We start from the raw sequence: 26,047 nt of genomic DNA, 5'->3' as shown, positions 1-26,047 counted from the left end.
CGTGCAAAACGCCCGCCAAGCATCCTCCGTGATGATGACAACTCGACGACCAGCCTACTTCAGGCCCACCACCCCCGCCACAATCAGCCCGACTGACAGCAGTTTGACCAGCGTCAGGCTCTCGCCCAACAGGGCGAAACCGAGGAACACCGTGCCGAGTGAGCCAATCGCGGTCCAGATCGGGTAGGCGATGCTCACCGGCAACTCGCGCATTGCCAGTGTCAGGAAGTAGATCCCGCCGATCGCCGCAATCACCGTGATCAACGACGGCCAGAGCCGGGTGAAGCCTTCGGCGTATTTCATGCCCATGGCGAACGTCACTTCAAATCCGGCGGCGATCAGCAGGAACAGCCAGGCCACCTAGAACTCCCGGGCAAGGCTGAGCAAACGCTGCTCGGCCTCGGCCAACGACACCGCGAACGTGCGTTCGGCGGACTCTTCGCCCTCGGCAGCGACCACGCTGACGTCGTTGATGCCGATGAACCCCAGCGCCGTGCGCAACCAGGGATCGGCGTGGTTCAAGGCTTCCAGCTCGCCGCCCGGGCCGAACCCAAAACCACCGCGACTGGTGACGATCAGCGCCTTCTTGCCCTGCAACAGCGGGGTGTACTGGGCGACGCCATTGTCCAGCGTGTGATCGAAGGTCAGGCCGAGCCGCACGATCTGATCGACCCAGGCCTTAAGGCCGCTGGGTACGCTGAAGTTGTACATCGGCGTGGAAATCAGCAGCAGGTCGTGGTCGAACAATTCGCCAACCAGTTGATCGCTCAGGGCCAGATCGGCCTGCATCGACAATGGGCGCGCTTCAGGCTGTGGATAAAACGCGGCAGCGACAAAGGCCTCGTTGACCGCCGGAATCAACGCTCGGCCGACTTCACGTCGAGTCACCTGCGCCTGTGGATGGCGCACCTGCCAGGCGCTGAGAAAAGCTTCCGCCAACCGCCGCGAGTGCGAACGGTCGCCACGCGGGCTGGCATGAATCGCAAGAATCCTGCTCATCTGTAAATCCTCCGGACTAGAATCAAACTGCTTGTGGCTTGCAGCTTGCGGCTCGTCATTGCTTCTTCTCAAATGAGCAAAAATCAGTCGGGATGAATTGATTTCATCCATGGAGTTTTCCAATGTTTGCCTCGTTACCGCTGACCGCCCTGCGCGCCTTTGAATCGGCATCACGATTGCTGAGCTTCAAGGCTGCCGCCGAAGAGCTTTCGGTCACGCCGACCGCGATTTCTCATCAGATCCGTTCGCTGGAAGACTGGCTCGGTGTCGCGTTGTTTGAACGTCTGCCACGCCAGGTGCGCCTGACCGAGGGCGGCGAACGCCTGTTTCGCAGCCTGCACGGCGCATTGCTGGAGGTGGCGCAAAGCGTCGACACCCTGCGCCCGCAACGCAACGCCAGCACGCTGACGCTATCGACCACCGCCGCATTCGCGGCGCTGTGGCTGGTGCCGCGTCTCGGGCGCTTTTACGCGCAGCATCCGAACATCAACGTGCGCCTCGATACGCACTGCGAAGTCATCGATCTGCATCAGGACGCCAGTGTCGATCTGGTCCTGCGCTACAGCCTCGACGATTACCCGAACCTGTATGGCCTGTGCCTGTTCGATGAGTCGTTCGGCGTTTACGGCTCGCCCGAGCAAGTGGCGCTGGCGGCGCGGCGTACACCGACGTTGATCAGCGTGCGCTGGCACAATTCCAAGCTGTATGCCCATGGCTGGGAAGCGTGGTGCGCCAAGGCCGGCGAGAACTGGTTACACGCGCAACCGGCCATCCGCGAATACGATGAAGAGCATTACGCCCTGCAAGCGGCGATCGCCGGGCAAGGGCTGGTGCTGGCGAGCAATATTCTGGTGTCGGAGAGTGTCGCCAGCGGTTTGCTGGTGCCGTTCATGGGCCAGGTTCAGGTCGATGGCGCCGGGTACAGCGCGTTGTGCGTGCCGGGGCGCGAGCGGCATCCGCCGGTGCGGGCTTTTTTTGCCTGGCTGCGCGAGGAGGCAGTTTTGTCCGGGCTGGCGCCAAGATCGCAGCTTTCGGCAGCTCCTACAGGGGTTGCGTAAACCGATAAAACTTTTTGCAACGCTCACGACTCACAGCTTAGGTAGCGACCGCGTCCGCAGAACGTGGCGACAATCGGATTAGCCTCCAGGAGATCGAAATGAGCGACGACCTGCATCTGTCAGATGTTCAAACCTTGCGCGAACGTGCGCGCCAACACGTCGAGAACGGCGCCGTCACCGAGGGCTACAGCGCCGACCGTGAAGAGGTGCTGCGCTTGCTCAATGAATCGCTGGCCACCGAACTGGTCTGCGTGCTGCGCTACAAGCGCCACTACTTCATGGCCAATGGTGTGAAAGCCCATGTGGCCGCCGAAGAGTTTCTCGAACACGCCACCCAGGAAGCCCAGCACGCTGACCGTCTGGCCGAGCGCATTGTGCAATTGGGTGGCGAGCCCGAGTTCAACCCCGACATGCTGTCGAAGATGTCCCACGCGCAATACGTGGCCGGCAACACCCTCAAAGAGATGGTCTACGAAGACCTCGTTGCCGAGCGGATCGCCATCGACAGCTATCGCGAAATCATCCAGTACATCGGCGAGAAAGACCCGACTACGCGGCGTATCTTCGAAGATATCCTGGCGCAGGAAGAAGAGCATGCCGATGACATGGCTGACATCCTGAACGACCTCTAAACCCTATCGCGAGCAGGCTCACTCCTACATGGGAACGCATTCCAAATGTAGGAGTGAGCCTGCTCGCGATGGCGTCTTTACTAACGCTGAAGATTACTTGGTAGGTTTTACGGTAACCGGCGCCTTGCCCGCCTTCATCTGCTCCAGCAACGGCGCACACTGATTCGGCTCACCGCCACTCGGTGCCACCAGCGCCAACAGCCCCGCCGCCGGCGCGGCGATCACACCCAGCGCAACCATCCCCGCCCCGCGCAACATCAGCGGCACAGCCTTCACACCCGCGTCCGGCTTGATGAACTTGCCGCGCACGTAAAGCGGTGAACGCAGGGAAATCAAACGCCAGCCCTTGGATTCCGGGGTCACCGTCAGATCCAGTTGCTCGGTGGCCATGTTCGCCGTGCCGTCGATATAGATGATCGCGTTCTCGGTATCGAAGACAAACAGCTGCGTGGTCGCCAGACCGGTCTTGATGTCGAAGTCCGCCGCCGCGCAGTTGATCTTCACTTCCTTGTCGCCAAAGATCTTGCCGACCACATAGTTGCCGACGTTGAGCCCGGCCAGTTCCATCAGCTCACGGCTGATCGCGCCGTCGTTGATCAACATCTTCAACTTGCCGTTGGCGCCGCCCAGCAGTTTGGCCACCGAGTTGCCGCGACCAGTGATATCGGCGTCGCCGTTGAGTTCACCGAAACTGGTCTTCATCGGCTCGAACGTCGGGAACAGCTCCTTGAGCTTGAACTTGCGCGCGGTCAATTTCGCGCGGCCCTCAAGCGGTTCGGTACGACCGTTGAGGCGGATCTGTGCATCAAGATTGCCGCCCGCCACGCCAAAGCGCAGTGGCTCCAGGCTGAGCTCGCCATCGTTAAGTTTCAGGTGGGTATAGAGGTCGTTGAATGGCAGTTTCTCGCTGTGGACGATGCGCTTGCCGGTGAACTCGACATCGGCATCCATCGCGCGCCAGCGATCAGTCTTGAACTCTTCCACCGGCAGCACTTTATCGGCCGGCTGTTTGCTTTCGCCGCCGCGCGCCTTCTGCTTGTCATTGGAGTCAGCGCCGATCAGCGGTGCGAGGTCAGCGAACAACAGTTGATTGGAAAGCAACGCGCCGCTGAGTTTCGGCCGTGGCTGGCTGGCGACGTAGGTAAGGTCGCCATGGATGTCGCTGCTGCCGATCTTGCCGTTGAACTGCTCGTAGGTAAATTTCGCCCCGGCCTCATCGTGCAGTTTGGCGATCAAGTGACCGTCAGTGGAATACGGAGGGGTGTCCGGCAGGGTCACGCCAGTCAGCGGATAAAGATTGCCGAGGCTCGCGCCTGCCAGTTTCAGGCGCAGATCGAGGGCGCCGAGGTTGAGCGGATCCGTCAGCGTGCCGGCCAGTTCGATGCGAGTGTCGCCGATCTTCGCCTGGGCCTGCAGCGGGAATGGCTTGCGCGCATCCTGCAAGGCGAGCAGCCCACCGATCTTGCCTTGGCCGGTTAGGTTTTGACCGTGGTATTGGCCTTTGACCTTCAAGGCAAACGCGTAATCCTGCGGCGCACCGCCCTTGTCCTGCGCAGTCTTCGCTGCTTTGTCACCGACGATATCGCTGTAGGGGATGGGTTTGCCCAGCGGATCGATCAGCACATCCAGATTGGTTTTGAGCGTTTGATCGTCGAGGGTGACATGGCCCTTGTCAAAACCGATGGCGCCGATGTCGACCACCCAGCTCGAGGGTTCAGCGTTCGGATCTTTCGGGTCGAACTTGAATGTCCAGTTGGCGCGGCCATCGGCCAGACGCTGCAACTCGGCATTGGGTTCGGTCAGGTCGATGCGCGGAATCACCACGCGTTGCGCCAGCAATGCCAGCGGCGAGATACGCAGCTCAACGCGTTTGAGCGTGACCATCTGCTGCTTTTTCGACCAGTCCGGGTTGCCCAGGCTCAAATCCTCAGCGACCACGTGCGGCCACGGCACCCAGGCGCGCCAGCCACCCTCGTCCGGCTCGCGCTGCCAGATCACCGCGAGGTTGCCATTGATGGCAAACGGTCGGTGCAGTTCTTCCGAGACTTTGGCGTTGAGCGGCGGTTTGATCCGGTTCCAGTCGAAGAACACGATGATCAACACCAGCACGGCCAGTAGCAGCACGAGGATGGCGAAGGTCCAGCTGAAGATTTTTCCAGTGCGCGTCATGCACAAAGCTCCTGATCACGACCGCACGCAAAGACTGCGGCGTACGGCTGAAACGGCGGGCCAAAGCGGCCCTCATGAAATCTACGACTGGCAAACCGGCCGCAGGTTTAATCGAAAGGCCGATTACCGCGTAAAAAGTCGCGCGAAATCTGACCAGTCAGTCGAACAGTGTTACCGCGACCCGCACTTTTGCGAGGCGCGAGTGAGTCGGAAATACCCACCTCGGTGCAAAACCGTCGCCCGGAAAGCCGCGATCTAGAGCCTCCCGGCAGAACAATCAATTCTGTTGATTATTACCATTGCGTTTATGAACTTTTATATCGACTTATCGAGAGTAGCATTGCCCTCGTACCCACTTTATCGCCCTCCCAAGGAGCAACCCATCATGAAACGCCAATTACTGCTCAGCCTTACCCTGTCGATGCTAGCCAGCACTGCTTTCGCCCTGCCCGCTGCCGACCAGGCTACCCCGCAAGTGAAATCCAGCCACTCGGTATTCAGCCAGACCGTAGCAGCTGATGGTTCGGACCGTACCCCACAAGGCCAGACCCTGGCTGAAGGCGGCCGTGATCGCCTGGAAGAGAAAGGCCTGGTTCAGGACGGGTACGACAAGACCCCACAAGGTCAGACCCTGGCTTCCGACGGCAGCGACCGCACCCCACAAGGCCAGACTCTGGCTTCCGACGGTAGCGACCGCACTCCACAAGGCCAGACTCTGGCTTCCGATGGTAGCGACCGTACTCCACAAGGCCAGACCCTGGCTTCCGATGGCGGCGACCGCACTCCACAAGGTCAAACCCTTGCCGAAGGTGGTGGTGACCGTGTGATCGAACGCAACAGTGCCTTGAGCTAAGCCCATGGCGGCCTCGAAAAAAAGCCCAATCACCGGATTGGGCTTTTGACTTTTCTGGCCGGTGAAATCTTCTGCTCCATGTCCTCTCGTTCGACGCCGACAAAGCCGATTTGCTAGAGTGCGGCGCTTGTCCTGCCAAAGAACACACCCTGCGATGCTGCCCCGCGCCGAACAGAAACAACAGACCCGCAACGCCTTGATGGACGCTGCCCGCCACCTCATGGAAAGCGGCCGAGGATTCGGCAGCCTGAGCCTGCGCGAAGTGACCAAAACCGCCGGGATTGTGCCCACCGGTTTCTACCGGCATTTTGCCGATATGGATGAGCTCGGCCTGGTGCTGGTCAGTGAAGTCGGCCAGACCTTCCGTGAAACCATCCGCTTGGTGCGCCACAACGAATTCGTCATGGGCGGCATCATCGATGCCTCGGTGCGGATCTTCCTCGACGTGGTCAGCGCCAATCGCTCGCAATTCCTGTTTCTCGCCCGTGAACAGTACGGCGGTTCGCTGCCGGTGCGTCAGGCAATTGGCCGGTTGCGCGAGAACATCAGCTCCGACCTGGCGGCCGACCTGACGATGATGCCCAAGCTTCAGCACCTGGATGCCGCCGGTTTGAGCGTGATGGCTGACCTGATCGTCAAATCGGTCTTCGCTACCCTCCCCGACATCATCGATCCGCCGGCCGAAGCCTTGCCGGAACATCTGACGCCGCAGGCGAAGATCACCCAGCAACTGCGCTTTATCTTTATTGGGCTCAAGCACTGGCAGGGGCTGGGCAGTACCGAATAACCTTCCTTTATTTCAGCCCAGACCAAATCCCCTGTGGGAGCGAGCTTGCTCGCGAAGGCGTCGTGTCAGCCAACTTCTAAATCACTGACCCACCGCTTTCGCGAGCAAGCTCGCTCCCACATTTGGTTCGGCGCATCGGCCTCCATTTGGTGCATAAAAAAATCTTCACGCACCAAAACCTTCCATATTCCAGCAACATCTCGAAACATCCACTACGCTCCGACAGGGATTTCCTACATCCCGTCCGATTGGCAAGGCCCTTGCTCTAGCCAGAGTATTGTCCATAGCTGGAAGCTTTCCGATGCTGGTGATTCACCGCAGAATCGACCCTCAACCCGTCTGGGCCGCCGAGTTGCACCTGACCTTCGAAGCGCGGAGCAAAAGCCGTTTGCGCTGTTTCAGTGCCGAGGGCGAAGACGTCGGGTTGTTTTTGGAGCGCGGACAGCCGCCGCTGTATGACGGCGAATGCCTACAGGCTGAAGACGGCCGCATCGTCCGCGTCTGCGCCCGCCCCGAGCAATTGCTGCACGTCACCTGCGCCAATGCCTTCGAACTGACCCGTGCGGCTTATCACTTGGGTAACCGCCACGTCGCCTTGCAGGTTGGCGATGGCTGGCTGCGTTTGCTTGACGACTACGTACTCAAGGCCATGCTCGAACAACTCGGCGCGCAGGTCGAAGCGATCGAAGCGCCATTCCAGCCCGAGCACGGCGCTTATGGCGGCGGCCATCATCACTCACGACACGGCGACGAAGACTTCAATTACGCGCCGAAACTCCATCAGTTCGGCGTACGCCTGTGAATCCGGCCTGGGCGCTGCTGCGCCTGGCCAGTCCGCAATTGCCGATTGGCGGCTACAGCTATTCGCAAGGCCTGGAAATGGCGGTGGATAACGGCCGTGTGAACAACCCGGACAGTGCCCGGCGCTGGATCAGCGATCAGTTACTGCTCAACCTCGCCCGCTTCGAAGCGCCGCTGCTGCTCGCGCATTGTCAGGCGGCGGCGGATGGCCGATGGGCCGAGCTGCTGAGCCTCTGCGAAAGCCATCGCGCCAGCCGCGAGACGCGCGAGTTGCATCTGGAAAGTCGGCAGATGGGTTATTCGTTGCAACAACTGCTCAATGGTTTGCCGGAACTCGACGCAGCCGCCCGCGATTTTCTTGATCAATGCCCCGAACCGCATCTGGCCCTGTGCTGGGCGCTGGCCGCGCGCGCTTGGGGCATCAGCCCGCAAGACGCCCTCGCCGCGTGGTTATGGAGCTGGCTGGAAAACCAGCTCGCCGTCCTGATGAAAACCTTGCCGCTGGGCCAGCAAGCCGCCCAGCGCCTGACCAGCGAACTGCTGCCGTTGTTACAACAGGCGCAGCAGGACGCCAGCCGAATCAATCCCGACCACATGGGCAGCGCCGCGTTCGGCCTGTCTCTGGCGTGCATGGCCCACGAGCGCCAGTACAGCCGCCTCTTCCGCTCTTAGGAGAAACAACCATGAACACACAACCTCTGCGCGTCGGCATCGGCGGCCCGGTCGGTTCCGGTAAAACCGCGTTGACCCTGGCCCTGTGCCTGGCCCTGCGCGAGCGCTACAACCTCGCCGTGGTCACCAACGATATCTACACCCGCGAAGACGCCGATTTTCTCGTGCGCAACGAAGCCCTCGCGCCGGAACGGATCATCGGCGTGGAAACCGGTGGCTGTCCGCACACCGCGATCCGCGAAGACGCCTCGATCAACCTGGAAGCGGTCGATCAACTGAACCGCCGTTTTCCGGGGCTGGATCTGATTCTGGTGGAATCCGGCGGCGACAACCTGTCGGCGACTTTCAGCCCGGAGCTGTCCGACCTGACCATCTACGTGATCGACGTTTCGGCCGGCGACAAATTGCCGCGCAAGGGCGGGCCGGGGATCTGCAAATCCGATCTGCTGGTGATCAACAAGATCGACCTGGCGCCGCTGGTGGGCGCCTCGCTGGAGATGATGGACAGCGACACCAAACGCATGCGTAACGGCAAGCCGTTCGTCTTCAGCAACCAGAAAACCGGTCAGGGCCTTGAGCAAATCATCGCCTTCATCGAACGCCAGGGCCTGCTGACCGCAGCCTGATTCACTGCTCAACAAGGAAGCTTATCCATGACACTCAAACGTATTCTTGGCGCCGTGGCGCTGCTGCTGACGCCAGCGCTGGCCTTCGCTCACCCGGGGCATGGCGACAGCGGCCTGGTCGCTGGTATCAGCCACCCGATTGGCGGCCTCGACCATTTGCTGGCGATGCTGGCTGTCGGTTTGTGGGCCGCGCAGCAGCAGGGCGCCGCGCGCTGGGCGCTGCCGTGCACGTTTGTCGGCACCATGCTGATCGGCGGCATGCTCGGGTTTGAAGGGCTGGAACTGCCGGCGCTGGAAAGCGGAATTGCCGCATCGGTGCTCGCGCTGGGTCTGGCAGTGGCCTTGGCGGTGCGGCCGCCGTTGGTCATGGCAGTAGCGGCGACGGCGCTGTTTGCGTTGTTCCATGGCGTGGCGCATGGTCTGGAACTGCCAGACATGAGCAGTCCTTGGGCGTATGCGGCGGGTTTCGTTGTGGCGACCGCCGCTTTGCATGCCGTCGGTTATGGCGTGGTTCGCGTGTTGCCGCAGGCAGCGGCGCCGCTGGTGCGGTTGGCGGGTGCGGCTTCGGCGGTGACTGGGGCTTGGTTGCTAGCAGGCTAGTTTTTATTGTCTGAACTGGCCTTTTCGCGAGCAAGCTCGCTCCCACATTGGATTTGTGGCGAACACAAAACCTGTGGGAGCGAGCTTGCTCGCGAAGGCGGCCGATCAGACGCCGCATCGCTGATGTCAGTCTCTCTGCTACCATGTCGCGCAATCGCCCCAGCCGTGACGACGTCCGCCCATGCCCCACGCTTCTCGCTCCACCTCCCTGCCCGAATTGACCGCCCTGTTCGGCGCTGTGCAACAGCACTTCGTCAACGTGATCGTGCCGCTCTGGCAAGGCCCGGGCTGGAACGCCGACATGGCGCTGCCCTATGAGGCGCTGGACGCCACGCATCAACCACTGCCGCCGCAGCGCTATCGGGCGATGGCCTGTGCGCGGCAGCTGTATCTGTTTTCCAGTCTGATCGGGGTTGTGGATAACGCTGAAGTGCGTGCGGCGGCGCTGTTCCGCTCCTTGCAACGGCACTTTCATGATGCGGAGCATGGCGGCTGGTTCTACAGCGTCGATGCCCAGGGCAAACCGCTGGATCAGCGCAAGGATCTCTACACCCACGCTTTTATCCTGTTTGCCTGCGCGCATTACTGGGCAAAATCCGGCGATCCGCTGGTCGAGTCGACGTTGAATGCGGCGCTGGAAATCATCGGCCGGCGCTTCGCCACCGGCGATGGCTTGTACGAAGCCTGCCTGGAACGGGACTGGATCACCCTGCAAACCGGTCCACTGCAAAACCCGCTGATGCACCTGGCCGAAGCGTTCCTCGCCACCCTTGCCGTGCGCGAAGATGCCCAAACGCAGACAGCGTTGCTGGCGTTATGCACAGCCATGCACAAGCAGTTCGTCGATCCGCAATATGGCGTGTTGATGGAGAAGCCGCTCGGGGCTGTGGATAACTGGTATGAGCCGGGGCATCAGTTCGAATGGTATTTCCTGCTCGAATCGTCGCCGTTATTACGTGGTTCGAAACTGCATGCGGCGCTGGATCGGGCATTTGCGTTCACCGAGCAATACGGTGTGGTGCAGTCATCCGGCGCGGTGCGGGCGATGCTCGATCTGGAAACGGACGGACGCCCGCGAGACTCGACCCAGCGGATCTGGGCTCAGGCAGAATATCTGCGCGCGCTGACCTTGCGTCAGGGCAGTGAAGCGGTGGTGCTGCGCCAGTTGCAGGCGTTGCAGCAGCGGTTTTTGCATGCTGATGGCTGGCATGAGTGCCGGGATGAGTTGGGCGAGGTGAGTCGCAAGGACATGCCTTCGACTACGCCGTATCACTTGGCGACTTGCTATAGCGGCCTGGCTGAATATCTTCGCTGACGGATAAATAGCTATCGCGAGCAGGCTCACTCCTACAGGGGAACGCATTCCAAATGTAGGAGTGAGCCTGCTCCGGGCGGCGATCCGACGATTAGCCGTTATGCGGTCTCTAGGCGATCCACTTCTTGTCCCCGGTAAAGCTGATGGTCAGCCAGCGCGCTGCATCCGGCTTGCCCAGCTTCGCCGAGATCTCTTCGCGCAACGCATCCAGTTGCCCGACATTGCTCAGCGCATAATCCGCCGGCAACACCACATGAATCTCGATAAACCGCGCCCGCCCGTGCTTCTGCACGTACGACACGTAATCGTCGAAACCATGCTCGATTTTCGCCGCGTCCATCACCTGGCGCACCTGATCATCCAGCGTGTCCGGGGCAATCCCCAGGACATCTCGCAGGGCCGGTCCAAGAATCTTGAACGCCGGCGGCAACATGGTCAGGGCCAGCACGATCAGGATCAGCGGGTCGACATACACCGCCCACTGCCCATAGCCCTGCGACTTGAGCAGCAGCGCCGCGAGGAAACTGATCAAAAGGCCCACGGACAGCATCGCGTCCACCAGCCAACTGATGTTGTCGAACTGGATCAGGCTGGATTTGAGCTTGCGGTTACGGTGCCGGACGTAGAAAAAGTAGGCGAACTCGACCACGGTAAACACCGCCGCATAAATGATCACCAGCCCCAACTCGATCTCGCGGCCACCGTTGATGATGCCGAACACGCCGTTGAGAAACGCGTAGATCGCGATCAGCATCAGGAAACTGCCTTCGATCAGCAGCACCATCGGCTCCAGATGCCAGAAACCGAACTGGAAACGGTGGTTGCTTTCCTTGGCGATCAGCTTGGCCGTGATCAGCATCAGGACTTTGATGAAGGTTGCGATCAGCGAGAAAAAACCATCGAACAGGATGGATTGGGAACCTGAAACAAAACCGGTGACGATCCCGGCAATCGCCACAGCCAACATCAGAATGGTCGATTGTTTGAGCAGTGCCTGCTCACCTCGGTTACTCACTTTGACTCCTCGAAAAACCCTGAAAACCGCGGGGTGCGGTTGGGTTGTTGCGTGGGGAGTTTACCTTATCGGGATTTATTGCCTGTGACGGCCCCTTCGCGAGCAAGCTCGCTCCCACATGAGACCGCGATCAAATGTGGGAGCGAGCTTGCTCGCGAATGGCTTCAGCGCGGTCTTAGGCCTTGTTCCGCTCAATGGCAAAACCCGCCCAGGTCTGGCTCACCGGCATCAGTTCCAGGCTGTTGATGTTGATGTGCGCCGGCGCATTCATCACCCAGAAAATCGTCTCGGCAATGTCCTGCGGCTGGATCGGCTCGGCACCGGCGTAGGTCGCGTTGTAGCGTTCCTGATCGCCGGCAAAACGCACCAGCGAGAACTCGCTCTCGCACAGCCCCGGCTCAATGTTGCTGACCCGCACGCCGGTGCCCTGCAAGTCGCAGCGCAGGTTCAGCGAGAACTGTTTAACGAACGCCTTGGTCGCGCCGTACACATGACTGCCCGGATACGGATAGTTGCCAGCGATGGAACCAAGGTTGACGATGCCAGCGCCACGACCATGGGCGATCAGGCGCGGCAGCAGCAGGCGGGTGGCGTACATCAGGCCTTTGACGTTGGTGTCGACCATGGTGTCCCAATCGTCCAGATCGCACTTCGGCGCCGGGTCCACGCCCAATGCCAGACCGGCGTTGTTAATCAGGCCACGCAGCTTGGCGAACGACGGCGGCAGGTTGGCAATCGCCGCTTCCATCGCCTTGCGATCGCGCACATCAAGGACCAGACCGTGCACTTCGGTCTGTTTCGACAATTCGGCGCACAACGCATTGAGGCGTTCTTCACGACGGCCGGTCAGCACCAGTTTCCAGCCAGCCTCGGCAAAACGGCGGGCGCAGGCTTCACCAAATCCGGACGTCGCGCCGGTGATAAACAGGGTGTTGGACATCGTGTTCTCCTTGCTTCGGCCGCCGGGGCAGCCCTTGGAATAGAAAATCAGCAGGCAGCATGCCCGCCCGCGCATTCACGGGCAACACCCACAAGCTGTACAAAAAACAACCAGACATGCCAACGCCATAGCGACCGTGGCCTGTAGCCATGTGCACGCATGTTATCCACAGTCCCTTCCACAGTTTCCGGGGGCAACTGGAAACGCGCAAAGCCGCGCCACACAAGGCTTTGCGGGCGAAATAGAAAGTTTTTTGCTTGACCCTGAAGCGGCAGATGTGCGGGAGATGGCATTTTGCACGACCGAGCAGTCAGCGCAGTGATTGCGCGAGGCCAGTAATTACGGCCCTCAGCGCAGTCTTTCCAGAGTTTAATCACAGACTTATCCACAGGCTTGTTCACCCGGAATCGCTGCTATCCGCGACACTATAAAAAGGTTGACAACAAAGACTTCAAGCCCCACAAAAACGCCTGATCAAAAAACAACCACACACTTGCAGGCCACGGTTTACATGGCGCGCAGCCAGATACACCCACGTTATTCACAGCCAGTTCCACAGCAAACGGGGACAAGTCAAAACTGTGGAAAAACAGCCATTTGCAGCGTCTATATGTCGCGCTTTGGCAGCTTGGGGAATTTGTTTTCCACAATTCTGGATTCTGGCGCAGATCAACTGTAGGAGTGAACCTGCTCGCGATAGCGGTGTATCAGCTACCGGTGATGGCGAATGGGAAACCACGATCGCGAGCAGGCTCACTCCTACAGGGGGTTGCGGTGGATTTGCGAGATAAAAAAACCCCGGGACTTTCGTCGCCGGGGCTGTGCATAACGTCGAAGAATCAGTGCCCGCCCAGATAGGCGTTACGCACCTCCTCATTCACCAGCAACTCTTTACCCGTGCCCGTCAGGCGAATCTCACCGTTGACCATCACATATGCGCGGTCCGACAGCTTCAGCGCATGGTTAGCGTTCTGCTCGACGAGGAAAATGGTCATGCCGGTTTTTGCCAATTCGCGCAGGGTCGCGAAAATCTGCTTCACCACAATCGGCGCCAGGCCCAGGCTAGGCTCATCGAGCAGCAACAACTTTGGTCGGCTCATCAAGGCGCGGGCAATGGCGAGCATTTGCTGTTCACCGCCAGACATGGTCATCGCCCGCTGGTTACGTCGCTCTTCAAGCCGTGGAAACAGCGTAAACATGCGCTGCATGTCCTCTTTAGCGTACTTGTCGCCAATCGGAATGGTGCCCATCAGCAGGTTTTCCTCGACGGTCATGTCGGGGAACACTCGCCGCCCTTCCGGCGACTGCGCAATGCCGTTGGAAGCGATGTAGTGCGAGGACTTGTGGGTGATGTCGACGCCTTGATAAAGAATCTGCCCGCCTGCCGCCCGTGGCTGGCCGAAGATCGACATCAGCAACGTCGATTTGCCGGCACCGTTGGAGCCGATCAGGCTGACGGTTTCCCCTTCGTTGATCTGCAGCGAAACACCTTTGAGGGCCTGGATCGGACCATAGAAGACGTCGAGGTCTTTGAGTTCGAGGATCGGTTGCGTCATACCAGCTCCTCTTCGTCGGCGCCCAGATAGGCTGCGATCACTTTCGGATCGTTGCGGATCGCTTCAGGCCCGCCTTCGGCGATGACGATGCCGTGGTCCAGCACCACGATGTGGTCGGAAATGCTCATAACCATGCCCATGTCGTGTTCGATCAGCACCACGGTCAGATCGTGCTCGTCGCGCAGCAGCCGGATCATCGCGCTGAGCGCTTCGGTTTCCTGAGGGTTGAGGCCGGCGGCCGGTTCGTCGAGGCAGATGATCTGCGGCCGCGTGCACATGGCCCGGGCAATTTCCAGACGACGCTGTTGGCCGTAGGAAAGCTCACCGGCGAGCCGGTTGGCGCAGTCCACCAGATCGACCACCTCCAGCCAGTAGAACGCGCAATCCAGCGCGTCACTTTCGGCCTTGCGGTAGCCCTTGGTGTTGAGAATACCGGCCAGCATGTTGCGGTTGACCCACATGTGCTGGGCCACCAGCAGGTTTTCCAATACCGACATTTCCTTGAACAGGCGAATGTTCTGGAACGTCCGCGCCAGGCCTGCCCGGTTCACCAAGTGCGTACCGCCGAACATCTTGTAGTACATACGGCTGAGGAATGACTTCGGCGATACGAAATCGGTCGGTTTGAACGACTCGCCCAGCAACTGGATGACGTTGGTCTGCTGGCCGCGCACATTGAGTTCGATCTTGCCGCCCGAGGCCTTGTAGAACCCGGTCAGGCAGTTGAACACCGTGGTCTTGCCTGCACCGTTGGGGCCGATCAGGGCGAAGATCGAGTTGCGTTTGACCTTCAGGCTGACATCGCTCAAAGCCTTGATGCCACCGAAATGCATCATCAGTTTTTCAACAGAGAGTACGACTTCACTCATGGCGCAGTCCTCTCATAGTGAATGGCACCTTTGCGTGGAGTGACCCCGGTCCGGCTGATGCGAATCAGCCCGCGTGGTCGCCAGATCATCATCAACACCATCAGGATGCCGAACAGCAGCACGCGATATTCGGCGAAGCCGCGCAGCAATTCCGGAGCGACGGTGAGTACGAATGCCGCAATCACCACGCCGATGGTCGAGCCCATACCGCCGAGCACGACGATGGCGAGGATCAACGCCGATTCAAAGAAGGTGAACGAGGTCGGGTTGACGAAGCCTTGGTAGGTGGCGAAGAACACCCCGGCAAGACCGGCGGTCGATGCACCGATGGTGAACGCCGAGAGCTTGACCAACACGTGGTTGAGACCCATTGAGCGGCAGGCGATTTCATCTTCACGCAAGGCTTCCCAGGCGCGGCCGACCGGCATTTTCACCAGACGATGCTTGATGTACAGCACGGCCAACACCACGAGAAACAACACTGCGTAGATGAAGTAGTACTTCACATCCGGGTTGTAGGCGATGCCGAAGAACTCATGAAACGGCACCCCGCCATCCTTCGCCCGCTTGCCGAACTCCAGACCGAAGAACGTCGGCAATGGCGCCGGCATGCCGTTCGGGCCGCCAGTCAGCGACAACCAGTTGTTGAGGATCAGACGAATGATTTCACCGAAGCCCAGGGTCACGATCGCCAGGTAGTCGCCATGCAGACGCAGCACCGGGAAACCGAGGATGCAACCGGCCAGCCCGGCAGTGATCGCAGCCAGCGGCAACACCGTCCAGAACCCCAGCCCCAGGTATTGATAACCCAAGGCCAGACCGTAGGCACCGATGGCGTAGAACGCCACATAACCAAGGTCGAGCAGACCGGCCAGACCGACCACGATGTTCAACCCCAGCCCCAGCAGCACGTAGATCAGCCCGAGGATGACCACGCCGAGCAGATAGGAGTTGGAGACAAACGGCACGATGACCGCCAGCACAATCAGCAACGGAATGATCCAGCGCAGCGAGGATTTGTGATCGGCAGGCAGCACGTGCACACCAGAGCCGGTGCTCTCGAATCCGTCGAGAATTTTCAGGCCCTTGGGCGTTTGCAGGAACAGGCTGAGGGCAAAGCGGCCAAGCATGACAATGCCGATGATCCAGGCCACGCGGGTCGGTTCGAGGTTGAAGCTGTAACCCTCGAGTACAACGCCGACAATCGGGCCGAAAACGATCAGGGCAATCAGGCCGGCAAGAATCGCCTCAACCAGGCTTTTTTTGATATCGATGGATTTTTGAGTGGTTGAAGACATCGCTTACACCTTCGACACAAGAGGACGGCCCAACAGGCCCTGCGGCCGGAAGACCAGAACAAGTACGAGCAGCGAGAAGCTGAACACGTCTTTGTAGTCGGAGTTGACCAGGCCGGAGAACAGCGACTCGGAGATGCCGAGGATGATCCCGCCGAGCATTGCCCCGGGCAATGAACCGATCCCGCCGAGTACCGCTGCGGTAAACGCCTTGATGCCGATAATGAAGCCGGCATAGAAGTCGAAGGTGCCGTAGTTCATGGTGATCAGCACGCCGGCCAGCGCCGCCATGGCTGCACCGATGATGAACACATAGGAAATGACCCGATCGGTATTGATGCCGAGGATCGAAGCCATCTTGCGGTCTTGCTGGGTCGCACGACACATGCGTCCGAGCTTGGTGTACTTGATGATGTAGGTCAGCAGGCCCATGCCGACGAATGCGGCCACCAGAATGAAGACTTTGGTGTAGGTCAGTTGCACGAAGCCGGTACCGACTTCAACACGCCACGCCCCGGTCAGCAGGGTAGGCACACCCTGTTGTTTGGCGCCTTGGGCGATCTGTGCGTAGTTTTGCAGAATCAGCGAGATGCCGATGGCGCTGATCAACGGTGCCAGGCGGGTGGAGTTGCGCAGGGGTTTGTAAGCGACACGCTCGATGACCCAGCCATACACCGCCGTGATCACGATGGTGAAAATCAGGGTGCCGAGCATCAGCAGCGGGAAGGATTCAATACCGAAGTAAGCCAGCAGAGCCAGACTGATTGCCGCCAGGTAAGCAGAAATCATGTAAACCTCGCCATGGGCGAAGTTGATCATGCCGATGATGCCGTAGACCATTGTGTAGCCGATGGCGATCAGGCCATAGACCGACCCGAGGGTCAGGCCGTTGACCAGTTGCTGCAGGAAAATACCATCCATAACGCAATCTCACGCAGTGAGAACCTGCACACCAGTGATGTGCGGTTCTTCTAGGAAAAATACAGATTTACGTCGGAGCAATGTCAGAGCGCGATTCACCCGTCACCACCGCCCCCTGTAGGAGTGAGCCTGCTCGCGATAGCGGATTAACATTCAACACATGTGTTGCCTGTAACTCCGTCTTCGCGAGCAAGCTCGCTCCCACATTGGATCGGTGGGGATCAGCTGATCGCGTCAGCCCTTACTTCTGTTTTTCCAGCTGGTGATATTTGCCGTCCTTGTCCCACTGGTAAACCACGTAGTCGGAGACTTTCAGGTCGCCCTTGGAGTCCCAGGTTTTTTCACCCATCACGGTTTTAACCGGGTTTTTCTTCAGCCAGGCCGCAGCCTCTTCGCCCTTGTTGGACTTCGCGCCGTTGAACGCGGCAGCCAGGGTTTGCACCGAAGCGTAGGCGTACAGGGTGTAGCCTTCAGGCTCGGTACCGGCCTTGCGGAAAGCATCTACCACGGTCTTGCTGTCTGGCAGCAGGCGTGGGTCGGCGCCGAAGGTCATCAGTACGCCGTCGACGAATTGCGGGCCACCGGCGGTGGTCACCAGTTCGTCAGTCACGATGCCGTCATCGGACATGAACTTGACGTCTTTCAGGCCTTGTTCACGCAGTTGGCGAACCAGCGGGCCGGCTTCCGGGTGCAGACCGCCGAAGTAGACGACGTCGGCGCCAGCGCCACGGATCTTGGTAACGATGGTGCTGAAGTCTTTTTCGCCACGGGTCAGGCCTTCGTACAACACAGGCGTCACGCCGCGCTTGACCAGTTGGGCTTTGGTGGCATCCGCCAGGCCTTGGCCGTAGGTGTCTTTGTCGTGCAGTACGACGACTTTCTTGCCCTTGAGCACGTCGACGATGTAGTCGCCGGCCACAATGCCTTGCTGATCGTCACGCCCGCACATACGGAACATGGCGCTGAGGCCGCGCTCGGTGACTTGTGGGTTGGTCGAACCCGGGGTGATCGCGATGATCCCGGCTTCGTCGTAGATTTCCGACGCTGGAATGGTCGAAGAGGAGCAGAAATGACCGACCACGCCGGCGACTTTCTGGTTGGTGAGGTCCTTGGCGACCGTCACGGCCTGCTTCGGTTCGCAGGCGTCATCGCCTTTGACCAGTACGATTTTCTCCCCGTTGACGCCGCCTGCCGCGTTGACTGCGTCAGCCGCTGCCTGTGCACCCTTCATGTACTGCTCGCCAAATGCCGCGTTGGCGCCCGTCATTGGACCCGCTACACCGATTTTCACATCAGCTTGAGCAAACGCAGAAACACCCAACGCAGTAGCCACTGCGAGGGCCAGAAAGCCTTTCTTGTAAAACGTCTGGGACATGAGGTGGTGCTCCAAGGTTTTTTTTAGTTGGCACTGCGACTTCACTTCACTGATTGCTCTGAGCAAGGGCCGTGCCATCGGTTTTTTATTCTTCAAAAAGTCGCTGCTTTCTTGTTATTTCGACTGTTTCGTTCCCATTTTCATTGGGCGTGCAACCGTCTAAACCGCGGAAGGTGAAACCATTTATTTTTTCAGGCGCAACCCGCACGCGCCATCATTGCAACCGCGGCGCCAAACGACGTGCAACCAGCCTGTAACAGCCCGCGTCACCGAACTGCACACTGCTGGTGCGGGACTGCTACAACCCGCACCATTACAGGCTAGTCGCTACGTGAAAAAGCGCCGCGTTCGGCAACATATTTCAACACTCAAATCACAATGCGCAGGCACTGGCCCGCGTGATACAGCGAGAACCCGGCCTCGTACAGGCAACTGCGCAAGCCCACACCGGTCAGGGGCTGCATCGGTGCGAAGGGAATCGGCAGGGCTTGAGGATTTCCGTTACACAGGTAATCAGCGAAAGCCTTGCCGACCACGGTGCCGGTGGTGACGCCACGGCCGTTGTAACCGGTGACGGCCACCAGTCCCGGCGCCGGCTCGAACAGGCGCATGAGGTGATCGGGCGTAAAAGCTATACGCCCGGTCCAGGTGCATTCCCACTCGACCGGTTTCAGATTGGGGAAATAATGCTGCTGCACGCGATCGGCCCAGGCCTTGAGAAACCAGGTCGGTTTTTGATTGCCGTTGCCCAGGCTGCCGAGCAATAACCGCCCTTCTTTGTCACGGCGGATGCTGCTCAACACCTGACGCGTATCCCACGAGCCCTGCCCGCCCGGGAGAATTGCCTGCGCGGCGTCTTCGCTCAGCGGCACCGAAGCGACCTGATAGTAGTAACCGGGGAAGAAGTTGCGCTTGAGTTCGGTCCAGTCGCCTTCGGTGTAGGCGTTGGAAGCGATGACCACTTGCTCGGCCAGTACCGAACCGTGTTCGGTCTGCACCGACCATTTCGCGCCCTGACGCTCAAGGCGAGAGACTGGGGAATGATCGAACATTTGCCCGCCGAGTCCGCTCACTGCGTTGGCCAATCCGGTGACATAAGCCATTGGGTTGAGCGTGCCGGCGCGACGATCGAGCAACGCAGCGGCAATTTTTTGCGTGCCGGTGGCTTGCTCGCAGGCCTTGCCGGTCAGCAGTTCGACTGGCGCACCACGGCGCTTCCATTGTTGCTCGCGACTGCGCAGATCCGCCTCGCCCTTGGCGTTGTGCGCCATGTGCAGGGTGCCTTCGCGGCGCAACTGGCAATCGATGTTGTACTTATCCACAAGGCTGAACACCAGCGCCGGCGCCGCTCCGAGCATGCGGTTGAGCTGGCTGCCGACCGCTTCGCCAAACCCGGCCTCGATCTCGTCCGGCGGGATCCACAGGCCGGCGTTGACCAGCCCGACGTTGCGCCCGGAACCGCCGTGACCGGCGCGATGCGCTTCCAGCACGCAGACGCTTTTGCCTTTTTCCAACAGATGCAGCGCCGCCGACAATCCGGTGAACCCGGCGCCGATCACGCAGACATCGACCTTTACTTCGCCCCGCAGCGCGGTGTTATCCGGCCTTTGCGGCGTGAGCTTTTCCCACAGACATTCTTCGCGTAACGGCATTGCCAGACTCCAACAGAAACCTGCCAAACACAGTGCTGATCCTGTGGGAGCGAGCTTGCTCCGGGCGGCGTTCCGACGAAAGGGGCGTATCAGCCAACATCAATGTCGACTGACCCACCGTATTCGCGAGCAGGCTCGCTCCCACAGGGGTTCTCCATTTGACGGGAGCACTCAGTCGAACGTAATGCCCTGCGCCAGCGGCAACTCCAGCGAGTAGTTCACGGTGTTGGTCTGCCGGCGCATATAGGCGCGCCACGCGTCCGAGCCGGACTCACGCCCGCCACCGGTCTCTTTCTCGCCACCAAACGCGCCGCCAATTTCGGCACCGCTCGGGCCGATGTTGACGTTGGCGATGCCGCAGTCGCTGCCGACTGCCGACATGAACTGCTCGGCCTCGCGCACATCGGTGGTGAAGATGCACGACGACAAACCTTGTGGCACGGCGTTGTTCAGGCGCAGCGCTTCCTGGAAATCGCTGTAACCGACCACGTAGAGAATCGGCGCGAAGGTTTCGCTGCAGACCACGTCGCTCTGCTCGGGCATTTCAACGATGGCCGGCGAAACGTAATAGGCGTTGGGGAATTGATCTTCGAGCTGACGCTTGCCGCCGAACACTCGACCGCCTTCGCTCAATGCCTGCTCCAAGGCGTCCTGCATGTTTTCGAAGCTGTGCTTGTCGATCAGCGGGCCAACCAGATTGCCTTCCAGCGGGTTGCCGATGCGCACTTTCGAGTAAGCAGCCTTGAGACGAGTGACGATTTCTTCTTTCACCGACTCGTGGGCAATCAATCGACGCAGGGTGGTGCAACGCTGCCCGGCAGTACCGACGGCGCTGAACAGAATCGCCCGTACCGCCATGTCCAGATCGGCGCTCGGGCCGAGGATCATCGCGTTGTTACCGCCCAGCTCCAGAATGCTGCGAGCGAAACGCGCGGCGACTTTCGGCGCCACTTCGCGGCCCATGCGCGTGCTACCGGTGGCGCTTATCAGTGCGACACGCGGATCATCGACCAGCGCTTCGCCGGCATCGCGACCGCCGATGATCACCTGGCACAGGTTCGCCGGCGCATCGCTGAAATTCTTCACCACGCGATCAAACAGCGCTTGGCAGGCCAACGCGGTCAACGGGGTTTTCTCTGACGGTTTCCACACCACCGGGTTGCCGCAAACCAGCGCCAGCGTGGTGTTCCATGCCCACACCGCAACCGGGAAGTTGAACGCGCTGATCACCCCGACCACGCCCAGCGGATGCCAGGTTTCACGCATATGGTGGCCCGGACGCTCGGAGGCAATGGTCAAACCGTACAGCTGGCGGGACAGGCCGACGGCGAAATCGCAGATGTCGATCATCTCCTGCACTTCACCCAAGCCTTCCTGAGTGATCTTGCCCGCCTCCCAGGAAACCAGTTCGCCGAGATCAGCCTTGTATTCACGCAACACTTCACCAAATTGACGCACCAGTTCGCCACGACCCGGAGCAGGCACCTTGCGCCACTGCTCGAACGCATGATCTGCGCGACTGATGTGCTGCTCGACTTCGGCCGGGCCTTCCCAGTTCACGGCGGCAATGCGGCTGCCGTCGATCGGCGAATGCACCGGCACTTTGCCGTTCTGATAAAGGGCCGGGTTCACACCAAGACGATCAAGCAATGCGGCAACCATGGGTCACTCCTCAAGCAAAAAACTGAATGTGTGCGGACGCTTTTTCGCGACCGGGCAGGCCTTTAGTTGTAGCGTCACAATGGCGAGGCAACAAACGACCTTTACGCGAGATATCATTCCGTTTATTCATGCTGCGCACAGAAAGACAAGAAAAGGATCGGCCATGCTGAACAAACGCCACTTGCCCTCGATCACCGCCCTGCAGTGTTTCGAGGCCGTGACCCGGCACCTCAGTTTCACTCGCGCCGCCGAGGAACTGAATCTGACCCAGAGTGCGGTGAGCAAACAGGTCGCGCAGCTTGAAGAGCTGTTGCAGCATTTATTGTTCCGCCGCGTGCGTCGGCGCTTGCAGATGACCCCGGCCGGGGATTTGTACCTGGTTGAAGTACGAAAAATCCTCACACAAGTGGAGATGTCGACGCATTACCTGCGTTCCTACGGCGGCGAGACCGAAGTCCTGCGCGTCTCGACGCCCTCGACCTTCGGTGCGCGCTGGCTGGTGCCACGCCTGAAAGGCTGGCGGCTACGCCATCCGTCGATTCATCTGGACTTGTGCAACGAGCAGGAAGCGGATGATCTGCTGCAAGGGCGCAGCGATCTGGCGTTCTACTTCGGTCAGGGCTCACGGCCCGGCACTGAATGCCTGAAGTTGTTCGGCGAAGAGCTGGTGCCAGTCTGCGCGCCGGGCAGCCTGCCCGACACGCCATTCACTGATCCGACGCAACTCACCGATCTGGTCCTGCTGCAAAATGCCTCGCGCCCGCAGGCCTGGCACGACTGGTTCGACAGTCAGGGTTACCAGACCGAACACAGCTATCACGGGCCGCGCTTTGAAACCTTTTATATGTGCATCCGTGCCGCGCAGGTTGGTTGCGGTGTGGCGTTGTTGCCGCGATTTCTGGTGGAAGAGGAATTGGCCGACGGCAAACTGGTCATTCCTTTTGAGCATGCCATGCCCAGCACCGATGCCTATTACCTGGCATACCCGGAGCATGCGGCGGAAGTGCCGAAGGTACGGGATTTCGTGAAGTGGATGCTGGAGCAGATCGATAGCCCGAATGACTGACCCGATTGAAAAATGTGGGAGCGAGCCTGCTCGCGAAGAGGCCGGCACATTCAATACCCATTTCGACTGAAATGACGCCTTCGCGAGCAGGCTCGCTCCGACAAGGGTTCTGCGGTGATCTAAAAAATTGCTGGCAATCTTCGTCCCTGATATGCGCCACTAGCGCCATCGATTGAGACCGCGCACGGGCGCGGCGCACCTGGAGACCCCGTTATGAGCGAGAGCGTGTTTGCCGATCGCATCGTGCAGAACCTGCTCGACACCGACTTCTACAAGCTGACGATGATGCAGGCGGTGCTGCACAACTATCCCAACGTTGAAGTCGAATGGGAGTTTCGTTGCCGTAATAGCGAAGATCTGCGCCCGTATCTGGCCGAGATCCGTTTTCAGATCGAGCGTCTGGCCGAACTGAGCCTGAGCGCCGATCAACTGAGCTTTCTCGAGCGTATCAGTTTCCTCAAGCCGGACTTCCTGCGCTTTCTCGGGCTGTTCCGCTTTAACCTGCGCTATCTGCACACCGGCATCGAGAACGGCGAATTGTTCATCCGTCTGCGCGGGCCGTGGCTGCATGTGATTCTCTACGAAGTGCCGCTGCTGGCGATCGTCAGCGAAGTGCGCAACCGCTATCGCTACCGCGAAACCGTGCTGGAACAAGCGCGCGAACAGCTCTATCGCAAGTTCGACTGGCTGACCGCCAACGCCTCGGCCGACGAGTTGTCGCAACTGCAGGTCGCCGATTTCGGCACCCGCCGCCGCTTTTCGTATGGCGTACAGGCTGAAGTGGTGAATGTACTCAAACACGACTTCCCCGGGCGTTTCGTCGGCACCAGCAACGTGCACCTGTCCCGCGAGCTGGACATGAAACCGCTGGGCACCATGGCCCACGAGTGGATCATGGCGCACCAGCAACTCGGTCCACGGCTGATCGACAGCCAGATCGCCGCGCTTGATTGCTGGGTTCGCGAATACCGTGGCCTGCTCGGGATCGCGCTCACCGATTGCATCACCACCGATGCGTTCCTCGGCGACTTCGACCTGTTCTTCGCCAAACTGTTTGACGGCCTGCGCCATGACTCCGGCGATCCTGTGGCGTGGGGCGAAAAATGCATCGCGCACTATCACAAACTCGGCATCGATCCGATGAGCAAGACCCTGGTGTTCTCCGACAGCCTGACCCTGCCCAAGTCGCTGGAGATCTTCCGTGCGCTGCACGGGCGGATCAACGTCAGCTTCGGCATCGGTACCAACCTCACCTGTGACATTCCGGGTGTCGAACCGATGAGCATCGTGCTTAAAATGACCGCCTGCAACGGCCAACCGGTGGCGAAGATCTCCGACGAGCCAGGCAAGACCCACTGTAAAGACCCGAATTTTGTCGCCTATTTGCGGCACGTTTTCCAGGTTCCTGCCGATTCCAGTCTATCTAGCAAGGAGTGAATTCATGCAAGCCGTACAGCGTGAGATTGCTGAACAGCTCAAGGTGCAACCGCCGTTCGCCGACCACAAGGCCCTGCAGGCCGAAGTCGCCCGGCGCATCACCTTTATTCAGGATTGCCTGGTCAATTCCGGGCTCAAGACGCTGGTGCTGGGCATCAGTGGCGGCGTCGACTCACTGACCGCCGGCCTGCTGGCCCAGCGGGCGATGCGCGAGCTACGCGACCAGACCGGCGACAACAGCTACAAATTCATCGCCGTGCGTCTGCCTTACGAAACCCAGTTTGACGAACACGACGCCCAGGCCTCGGTGGATTTCATCGCGCCGGACGAGCGCCATACCGTAAATATCGGCCCGGCGGTGAAGTCGCTGGCCAGTGAAGTCGCGGCGTTTGAAGGCAAGCACGCGGTGTCGGTGGACTTCGTACTGGGCAATACCAAGGCGCGGATGCGCATGGTGGCGCAGTACACCATCGCCGGCGCGGCGCACGGTCTGGTGATCGGTACCGATCATGCGGCGGAAGCGGTGATGGGTTTCTTCACCAAGTTCGGTGACGGCGCTTGTGATCTGGCACCGCTCAGTGGCTTGGTGAAGAATCAGGTGCGGGCGATTGCGCGCAGCTTTGGCGCCCCGGAGTCGCTGGTCGAAAAAGTCCCGACAGCAGACCTTGAGGATTTGTCGCCGGGGAAACCGGACGAAGCCTCCCACGGTGTGACCTATGCCGAGATCGACGCCTTCCTGCACGGCGAACCGGTGCGTCAGGAAGCGTTCGACATCATCGTCGCGACCTACAACAAGACCCATCACAAGCGTGTGATGCCGTTTGCGCCGTAAGCGCTGATGGAATGAAAAAGCCCGCTGAGGAGTGATCCTCAGCGGGCTTTTCTTTGGCACAGACATCAGTTGATGCTGATGGCCCCTTCGCGAGCAAGCTCGCTCCCACAGGGTTCGCTGTCGGACACAGCATTTGTGCACAACTAAAACCTGTGGGAGCGAGCCTGCTCGCGAAGAACGATGACGCGGTGGTCCTGATTACTTGACAGTAATCGTGCCTTTCATCATCGAGATGTGGCCAGGGAACGAGCAGAAGAAGCCGTAGCCGCCATCAGCAATCTTCGCTACGTCAAAGGTCAGCGAATCGGTTTCCTTGGCGCCGATGATCTTGGTATGAGCGATGATGCGTGCATCACCTTCCGGCAGGTAGTTCTTGTCGATACCGGCGGCCAGGCCAGCGGTAGCGATCGGCTGCATGTCAGCTTCTTTGCTGATCACCAGGTTATGGCCCATGACGTTCTTCGGCAGGCTGCCGGAGTGGGTCAGTTCGACGGTGAAGGTCTTGCAGCTCTTGTCGATCACGATTTCCTTGGTGTTGAAGGACATCTGATCGGTGGAGTCAACGGTGGTTTTGCACTCAGCAGCCATCAATTGGCTGCTGGCCAACGCCAGCAGGGATACCGCAACAACTTTGGAAAACATGGTGAATCTCCAAGGCAGGGTTAACAAGAACACGAATGATGGAAAGACTGCCTGAAATCTTCGCAAGTTCCTATGACTTGAGTCAAAAATTGTATACAACTTTCAGGCTATGACATTCATCGAAACAATCTAACGGCCAGAATTCCCGGCCCGCCCTATGATCGGCGCATCTACTGAGACGGAGTGCCTGTCATGTTCTTTAACGGTCTGTTGTGCAGTTTGCTCGCCGCCTACGCCTGTGGCGCCAGCGGTACCTTTGAATCGCCTGAACGC

The 26,047-nt window shown here is 59.6% G+C and carries 25 protein-coding genes; 12 read left to right on the top strand and 13 right to left on the bottom strand.

Features of this window, described 5'->3' with window-relative positions; all coding sequences use genetic code 11:
• Positions 1–54 precede the first annotated feature (54 nt).
• Entirely contained in the window at positions 55–360 is a 306-nt protein-coding gene (locus BMY54_RS05205) for a DMT family transporter (RefSeq protein WP_093430208.1), read from the bottom strand.
• On the bottom strand, positions 361–999 hold the full coding sequence (locus tag BMY54_RS05200) for an FMN-dependent NADH-azoreductase (protein ID WP_093430207.1): 639 nt from the start codon (positions 997–999) through the stop codon (positions 361–363).
• A 122-nt stretch (positions 1,000–1,121) separates the two neighbouring features.
• On the opposite strand from BMY54_RS05200, the gene BMY54_RS05195 reads away from it, so the two are divergent.
• Positions 1,122–2,057, top strand: coding sequence for a LysR substrate-binding domain-containing protein (locus tag BMY54_RS05195; RefSeq protein WP_093430206.1), 936 nt, complete (start codon positions 1,122–1,124; stop codon positions 2,055–2,057).
• A 98-nt stretch (positions 2,058–2,155) separates the two neighbouring features.
• Complete coding sequence (locus BMY54_RS05190; protein ID WP_093430205.1) at positions 2,156–2,689, top strand: ferritin-like domain-containing protein; 534 nt, start codon at positions 2,156–2,158, stop codon at positions 2,687–2,689.
• A 93-nt stretch (positions 2,690–2,782) separates the two neighbouring features.
• Here BMY54_RS05190 and BMY54_RS05185 read toward each other — a convergent pair whose 3' ends face one another.
• Positions 2,783–4,858: an AsmA family protein gene (locus BMY54_RS05185; RefSeq protein WP_093430204.1), complete on the bottom strand. Its 2,076-nt coding sequence runs from the start codon at positions 4,856–4,858 to the stop codon at positions 2,783–2,785.
• A gap of 385 nt (positions 4,859–5,243) precedes the next feature.
• Between BMY54_RS05185 and BMY54_RS05180 the strand changes: the two genes are divergently transcribed.
• From BMY54_RS05180 to BMY54_RS05150, 7 genes are all read left to right on the top strand, one after another.
• Positions 5,244–5,711: a hypothetical protein gene (locus BMY54_RS05180; RefSeq protein ID WP_093430203.1), complete on the top strand. Its 468-nt coding sequence runs from the start codon at positions 5,244–5,246 to the stop codon at positions 5,709–5,711.
• 154 nt (positions 5,712–5,865) lie between these two features.
• Positions 5,866–6,498 carry a TetR family transcriptional regulator gene (locus BMY54_RS05175; protein WP_007915913.1) on the top strand — a complete coding sequence of 211 codons (633 nt, stop codon included), beginning with the start codon at positions 5,866–5,868 and terminating at the stop codon, positions 6,496–6,498.
• A 301-nt stretch (positions 6,499–6,799) separates the two neighbouring features.
• Complete coding sequence (ureE, locus tag BMY54_RS05170; RefSeq protein WP_008087160.1) at positions 6,800–7,300, top strand: urease accessory protein UreE; 501 nt, start codon at positions 6,800–6,802, stop codon at positions 7,298–7,300.
• Complete coding sequence (locus tag BMY54_RS05165; RefSeq protein ID WP_093430202.1) at positions 7,297–7,971, top strand: urease accessory protein UreF; 675 nt, start codon at positions 7,297–7,299, stop codon at positions 7,969–7,971. The genes ureE and BMY54_RS05165 overlap by 4 nt, the downstream gene beginning before the upstream one ends.
• An 11-nt stretch (positions 7,972–7,982) precedes the next feature.
• A complete protein-coding gene (ureG, locus tag BMY54_RS05160; RefSeq protein WP_007915910.1) occupies positions 7,983–8,597 on the top strand; it encodes an urease accessory protein UreG in 615 nt (204 codons plus the stop codon).
• Positions 8,598–8,624: 27 nt separating this feature from the next.
• The gene (locus BMY54_RS05155; protein WP_093430201.1) at positions 8,625–9,197 is read left to right on the top strand and encodes a HupE/UreJ family protein; all 573 of its coding nucleotides are present in this window, start codon (positions 8,625–8,627) and stop codon (positions 9,195–9,197) included.
• 181 nt (positions 9,198–9,378) lie between these two features.
• Positions 9,379–10,512, top strand: a complete 1,134-nt coding sequence (locus BMY54_RS05150) for an AGE family epimerase/isomerase (RefSeq protein ID WP_093430200.1) — start codon at positions 9,379–9,381, stop codon at positions 10,510–10,512.
• Positions 10,513–10,621: 109 nt separating this feature from the next.
• On the opposite strand, the gene BMY54_RS05145 is transcribed toward BMY54_RS05150, so the two are convergent.
• From BMY54_RS05145 to BMY54_RS05100, 9 genes are all read right to left on the bottom strand, one after another.
• The gene (locus BMY54_RS05145) at positions 10,622–11,527 is read right to left on the bottom strand and encodes a cation diffusion facilitator family transporter (RefSeq protein WP_093430199.1); all 906 of its coding nucleotides are present in this window, start codon (positions 11,525–11,527) and stop codon (positions 10,622–10,624) included.
• Between the two features lie 175 nt (positions 11,528–11,702).
• Positions 11,703–12,467 carry an SDR family oxidoreductase gene (locus tag BMY54_RS05140; protein WP_093430198.1) on the bottom strand — a complete coding sequence of 255 codons (765 nt, stop codon included), beginning with the start codon at positions 12,465–12,467 and terminating at the stop codon, positions 11,703–11,705.
• 839 nt (positions 12,468–13,306) lie between these two features.
• The gene (locus BMY54_RS05130; protein WP_007915900.1) at positions 13,307–14,023 is read right to left on the bottom strand and encodes an ABC transporter ATP-binding protein; all 717 of its coding nucleotides are present in this window, start codon (positions 14,021–14,023) and stop codon (positions 13,307–13,309) included.
• Complete coding sequence (locus tag BMY54_RS05125; protein WP_016985385.1) at positions 14,020–14,892, bottom strand: ABC transporter ATP-binding protein; 873 nt, start codon at positions 14,890–14,892, stop codon at positions 14,020–14,022. The genes BMY54_RS05130 and BMY54_RS05125 overlap by 4 nt, the downstream gene beginning before the upstream one ends.
• Positions 14,889–16,190, bottom strand: a complete 1,302-nt coding sequence (gene livM / locus BMY54_RS05120) for a high-affinity branched-chain amino acid ABC transporter permease LivM (protein WP_093430197.1) — start codon at positions 16,188–16,190, stop codon at positions 14,889–14,891. The genes BMY54_RS05125 and livM overlap by 4 nt, the downstream gene beginning before the upstream one ends.
• A 3-nt stretch (positions 16,191–16,193) precedes the next feature.
• Entirely contained in the window at positions 16,194–17,108 is a 915-nt protein-coding gene (locus BMY54_RS05115) for an ABC transporter permease subunit (RefSeq protein WP_093430196.1), read from the bottom strand.
• A 241-nt stretch (positions 17,109–17,349) separates the two neighbouring features.
• The gene (locus BMY54_RS05110) at positions 17,350–18,483 is read right to left on the bottom strand and encodes an ABC transporter substrate-binding protein (protein ID WP_007915892.1); all 1,134 of its coding nucleotides are present in this window, start codon (positions 18,481–18,483) and stop codon (positions 17,350–17,352) included.
• Between the two features lie 368 nt (positions 18,484–18,851).
• Positions 18,852–20,135 (bottom strand): L-pipecolate oxidase, encoded by a 1,284-nt coding sequence (locus tag BMY54_RS05105; RefSeq protein ID WP_093430195.1) that lies wholly within the window; start codon positions 20,133–20,135, stop codon positions 18,852–18,854.
• Between the two features lie 171 nt (positions 20,136–20,306).
• A complete protein-coding gene (locus BMY54_RS05100; protein ID WP_093430194.1) occupies positions 20,307–21,797 on the bottom strand; it encodes an L-piperidine-6-carboxylate dehydrogenase in 1,491 nt (496 codons plus the stop codon).
• 163 nt (positions 21,798–21,960) lie between these two features.
• Here BMY54_RS05100 and BMY54_RS05095 point away from each other — a divergent pair, with 163 nt between their 5' ends.
• The 3 genes from BMY54_RS05095 to nadE all read left to right on the top strand — a co-directional run bounded on the left by BMY54_RS05095 (position 21,961) and on the right by nadE (position 25,132).
• Complete coding sequence (locus BMY54_RS05095; RefSeq protein ID WP_093430193.1) at positions 21,961–22,863, top strand: LysR family transcriptional regulator; 903 nt, start codon at positions 21,961–21,963, stop codon at positions 22,861–22,863.
• A gap of 213 nt (positions 22,864–23,076) precedes the next feature.
• On the top strand, positions 23,077–24,300 hold the full coding sequence (gene pncB / locus BMY54_RS05090; protein ID WP_093430192.1) for a nicotinate phosphoribosyltransferase: 1,224 nt from the start codon (positions 23,077–23,079) through the stop codon (positions 24,298–24,300).
• A 4-nt stretch (positions 24,301–24,304) separates the two neighbouring features.
• Positions 24,305–25,132 (top strand): ammonia-dependent NAD(+) synthetase, encoded by an 828-nt coding sequence (gene nadE, locus BMY54_RS05085; RefSeq protein ID WP_093430191.1) that lies wholly within the window; start codon positions 24,305–24,307, stop codon positions 25,130–25,132.
• Between the two features lie 198 nt (positions 25,133–25,330).
• Here the strand turns inward: nadE and azu are convergent, their stop codons facing one another.
• Positions 25,331–25,774 (bottom strand): azurin, encoded by a 444-nt coding sequence (gene azu / locus BMY54_RS05080; protein ID WP_008078296.1) that lies wholly within the window; start codon positions 25,772–25,774, stop codon positions 25,331–25,333.
• Positions 25,775–26,047: the final 273 nt, after the last annotated feature.

Origin of the sequence: Pseudomonas sp. ok266 (genome assembly GCF_900110195.1) — a bacterium.
Taxonomy (GTDB): domain Bacteria; phylum Pseudomonadota; class Gammaproteobacteria; order Pseudomonadales; family Pseudomonadaceae; genus Aquipseudomonas; species Aquipseudomonas neuropathica.
This window is presented reverse-complemented; position numbering and strand designations above follow the sequence as displayed.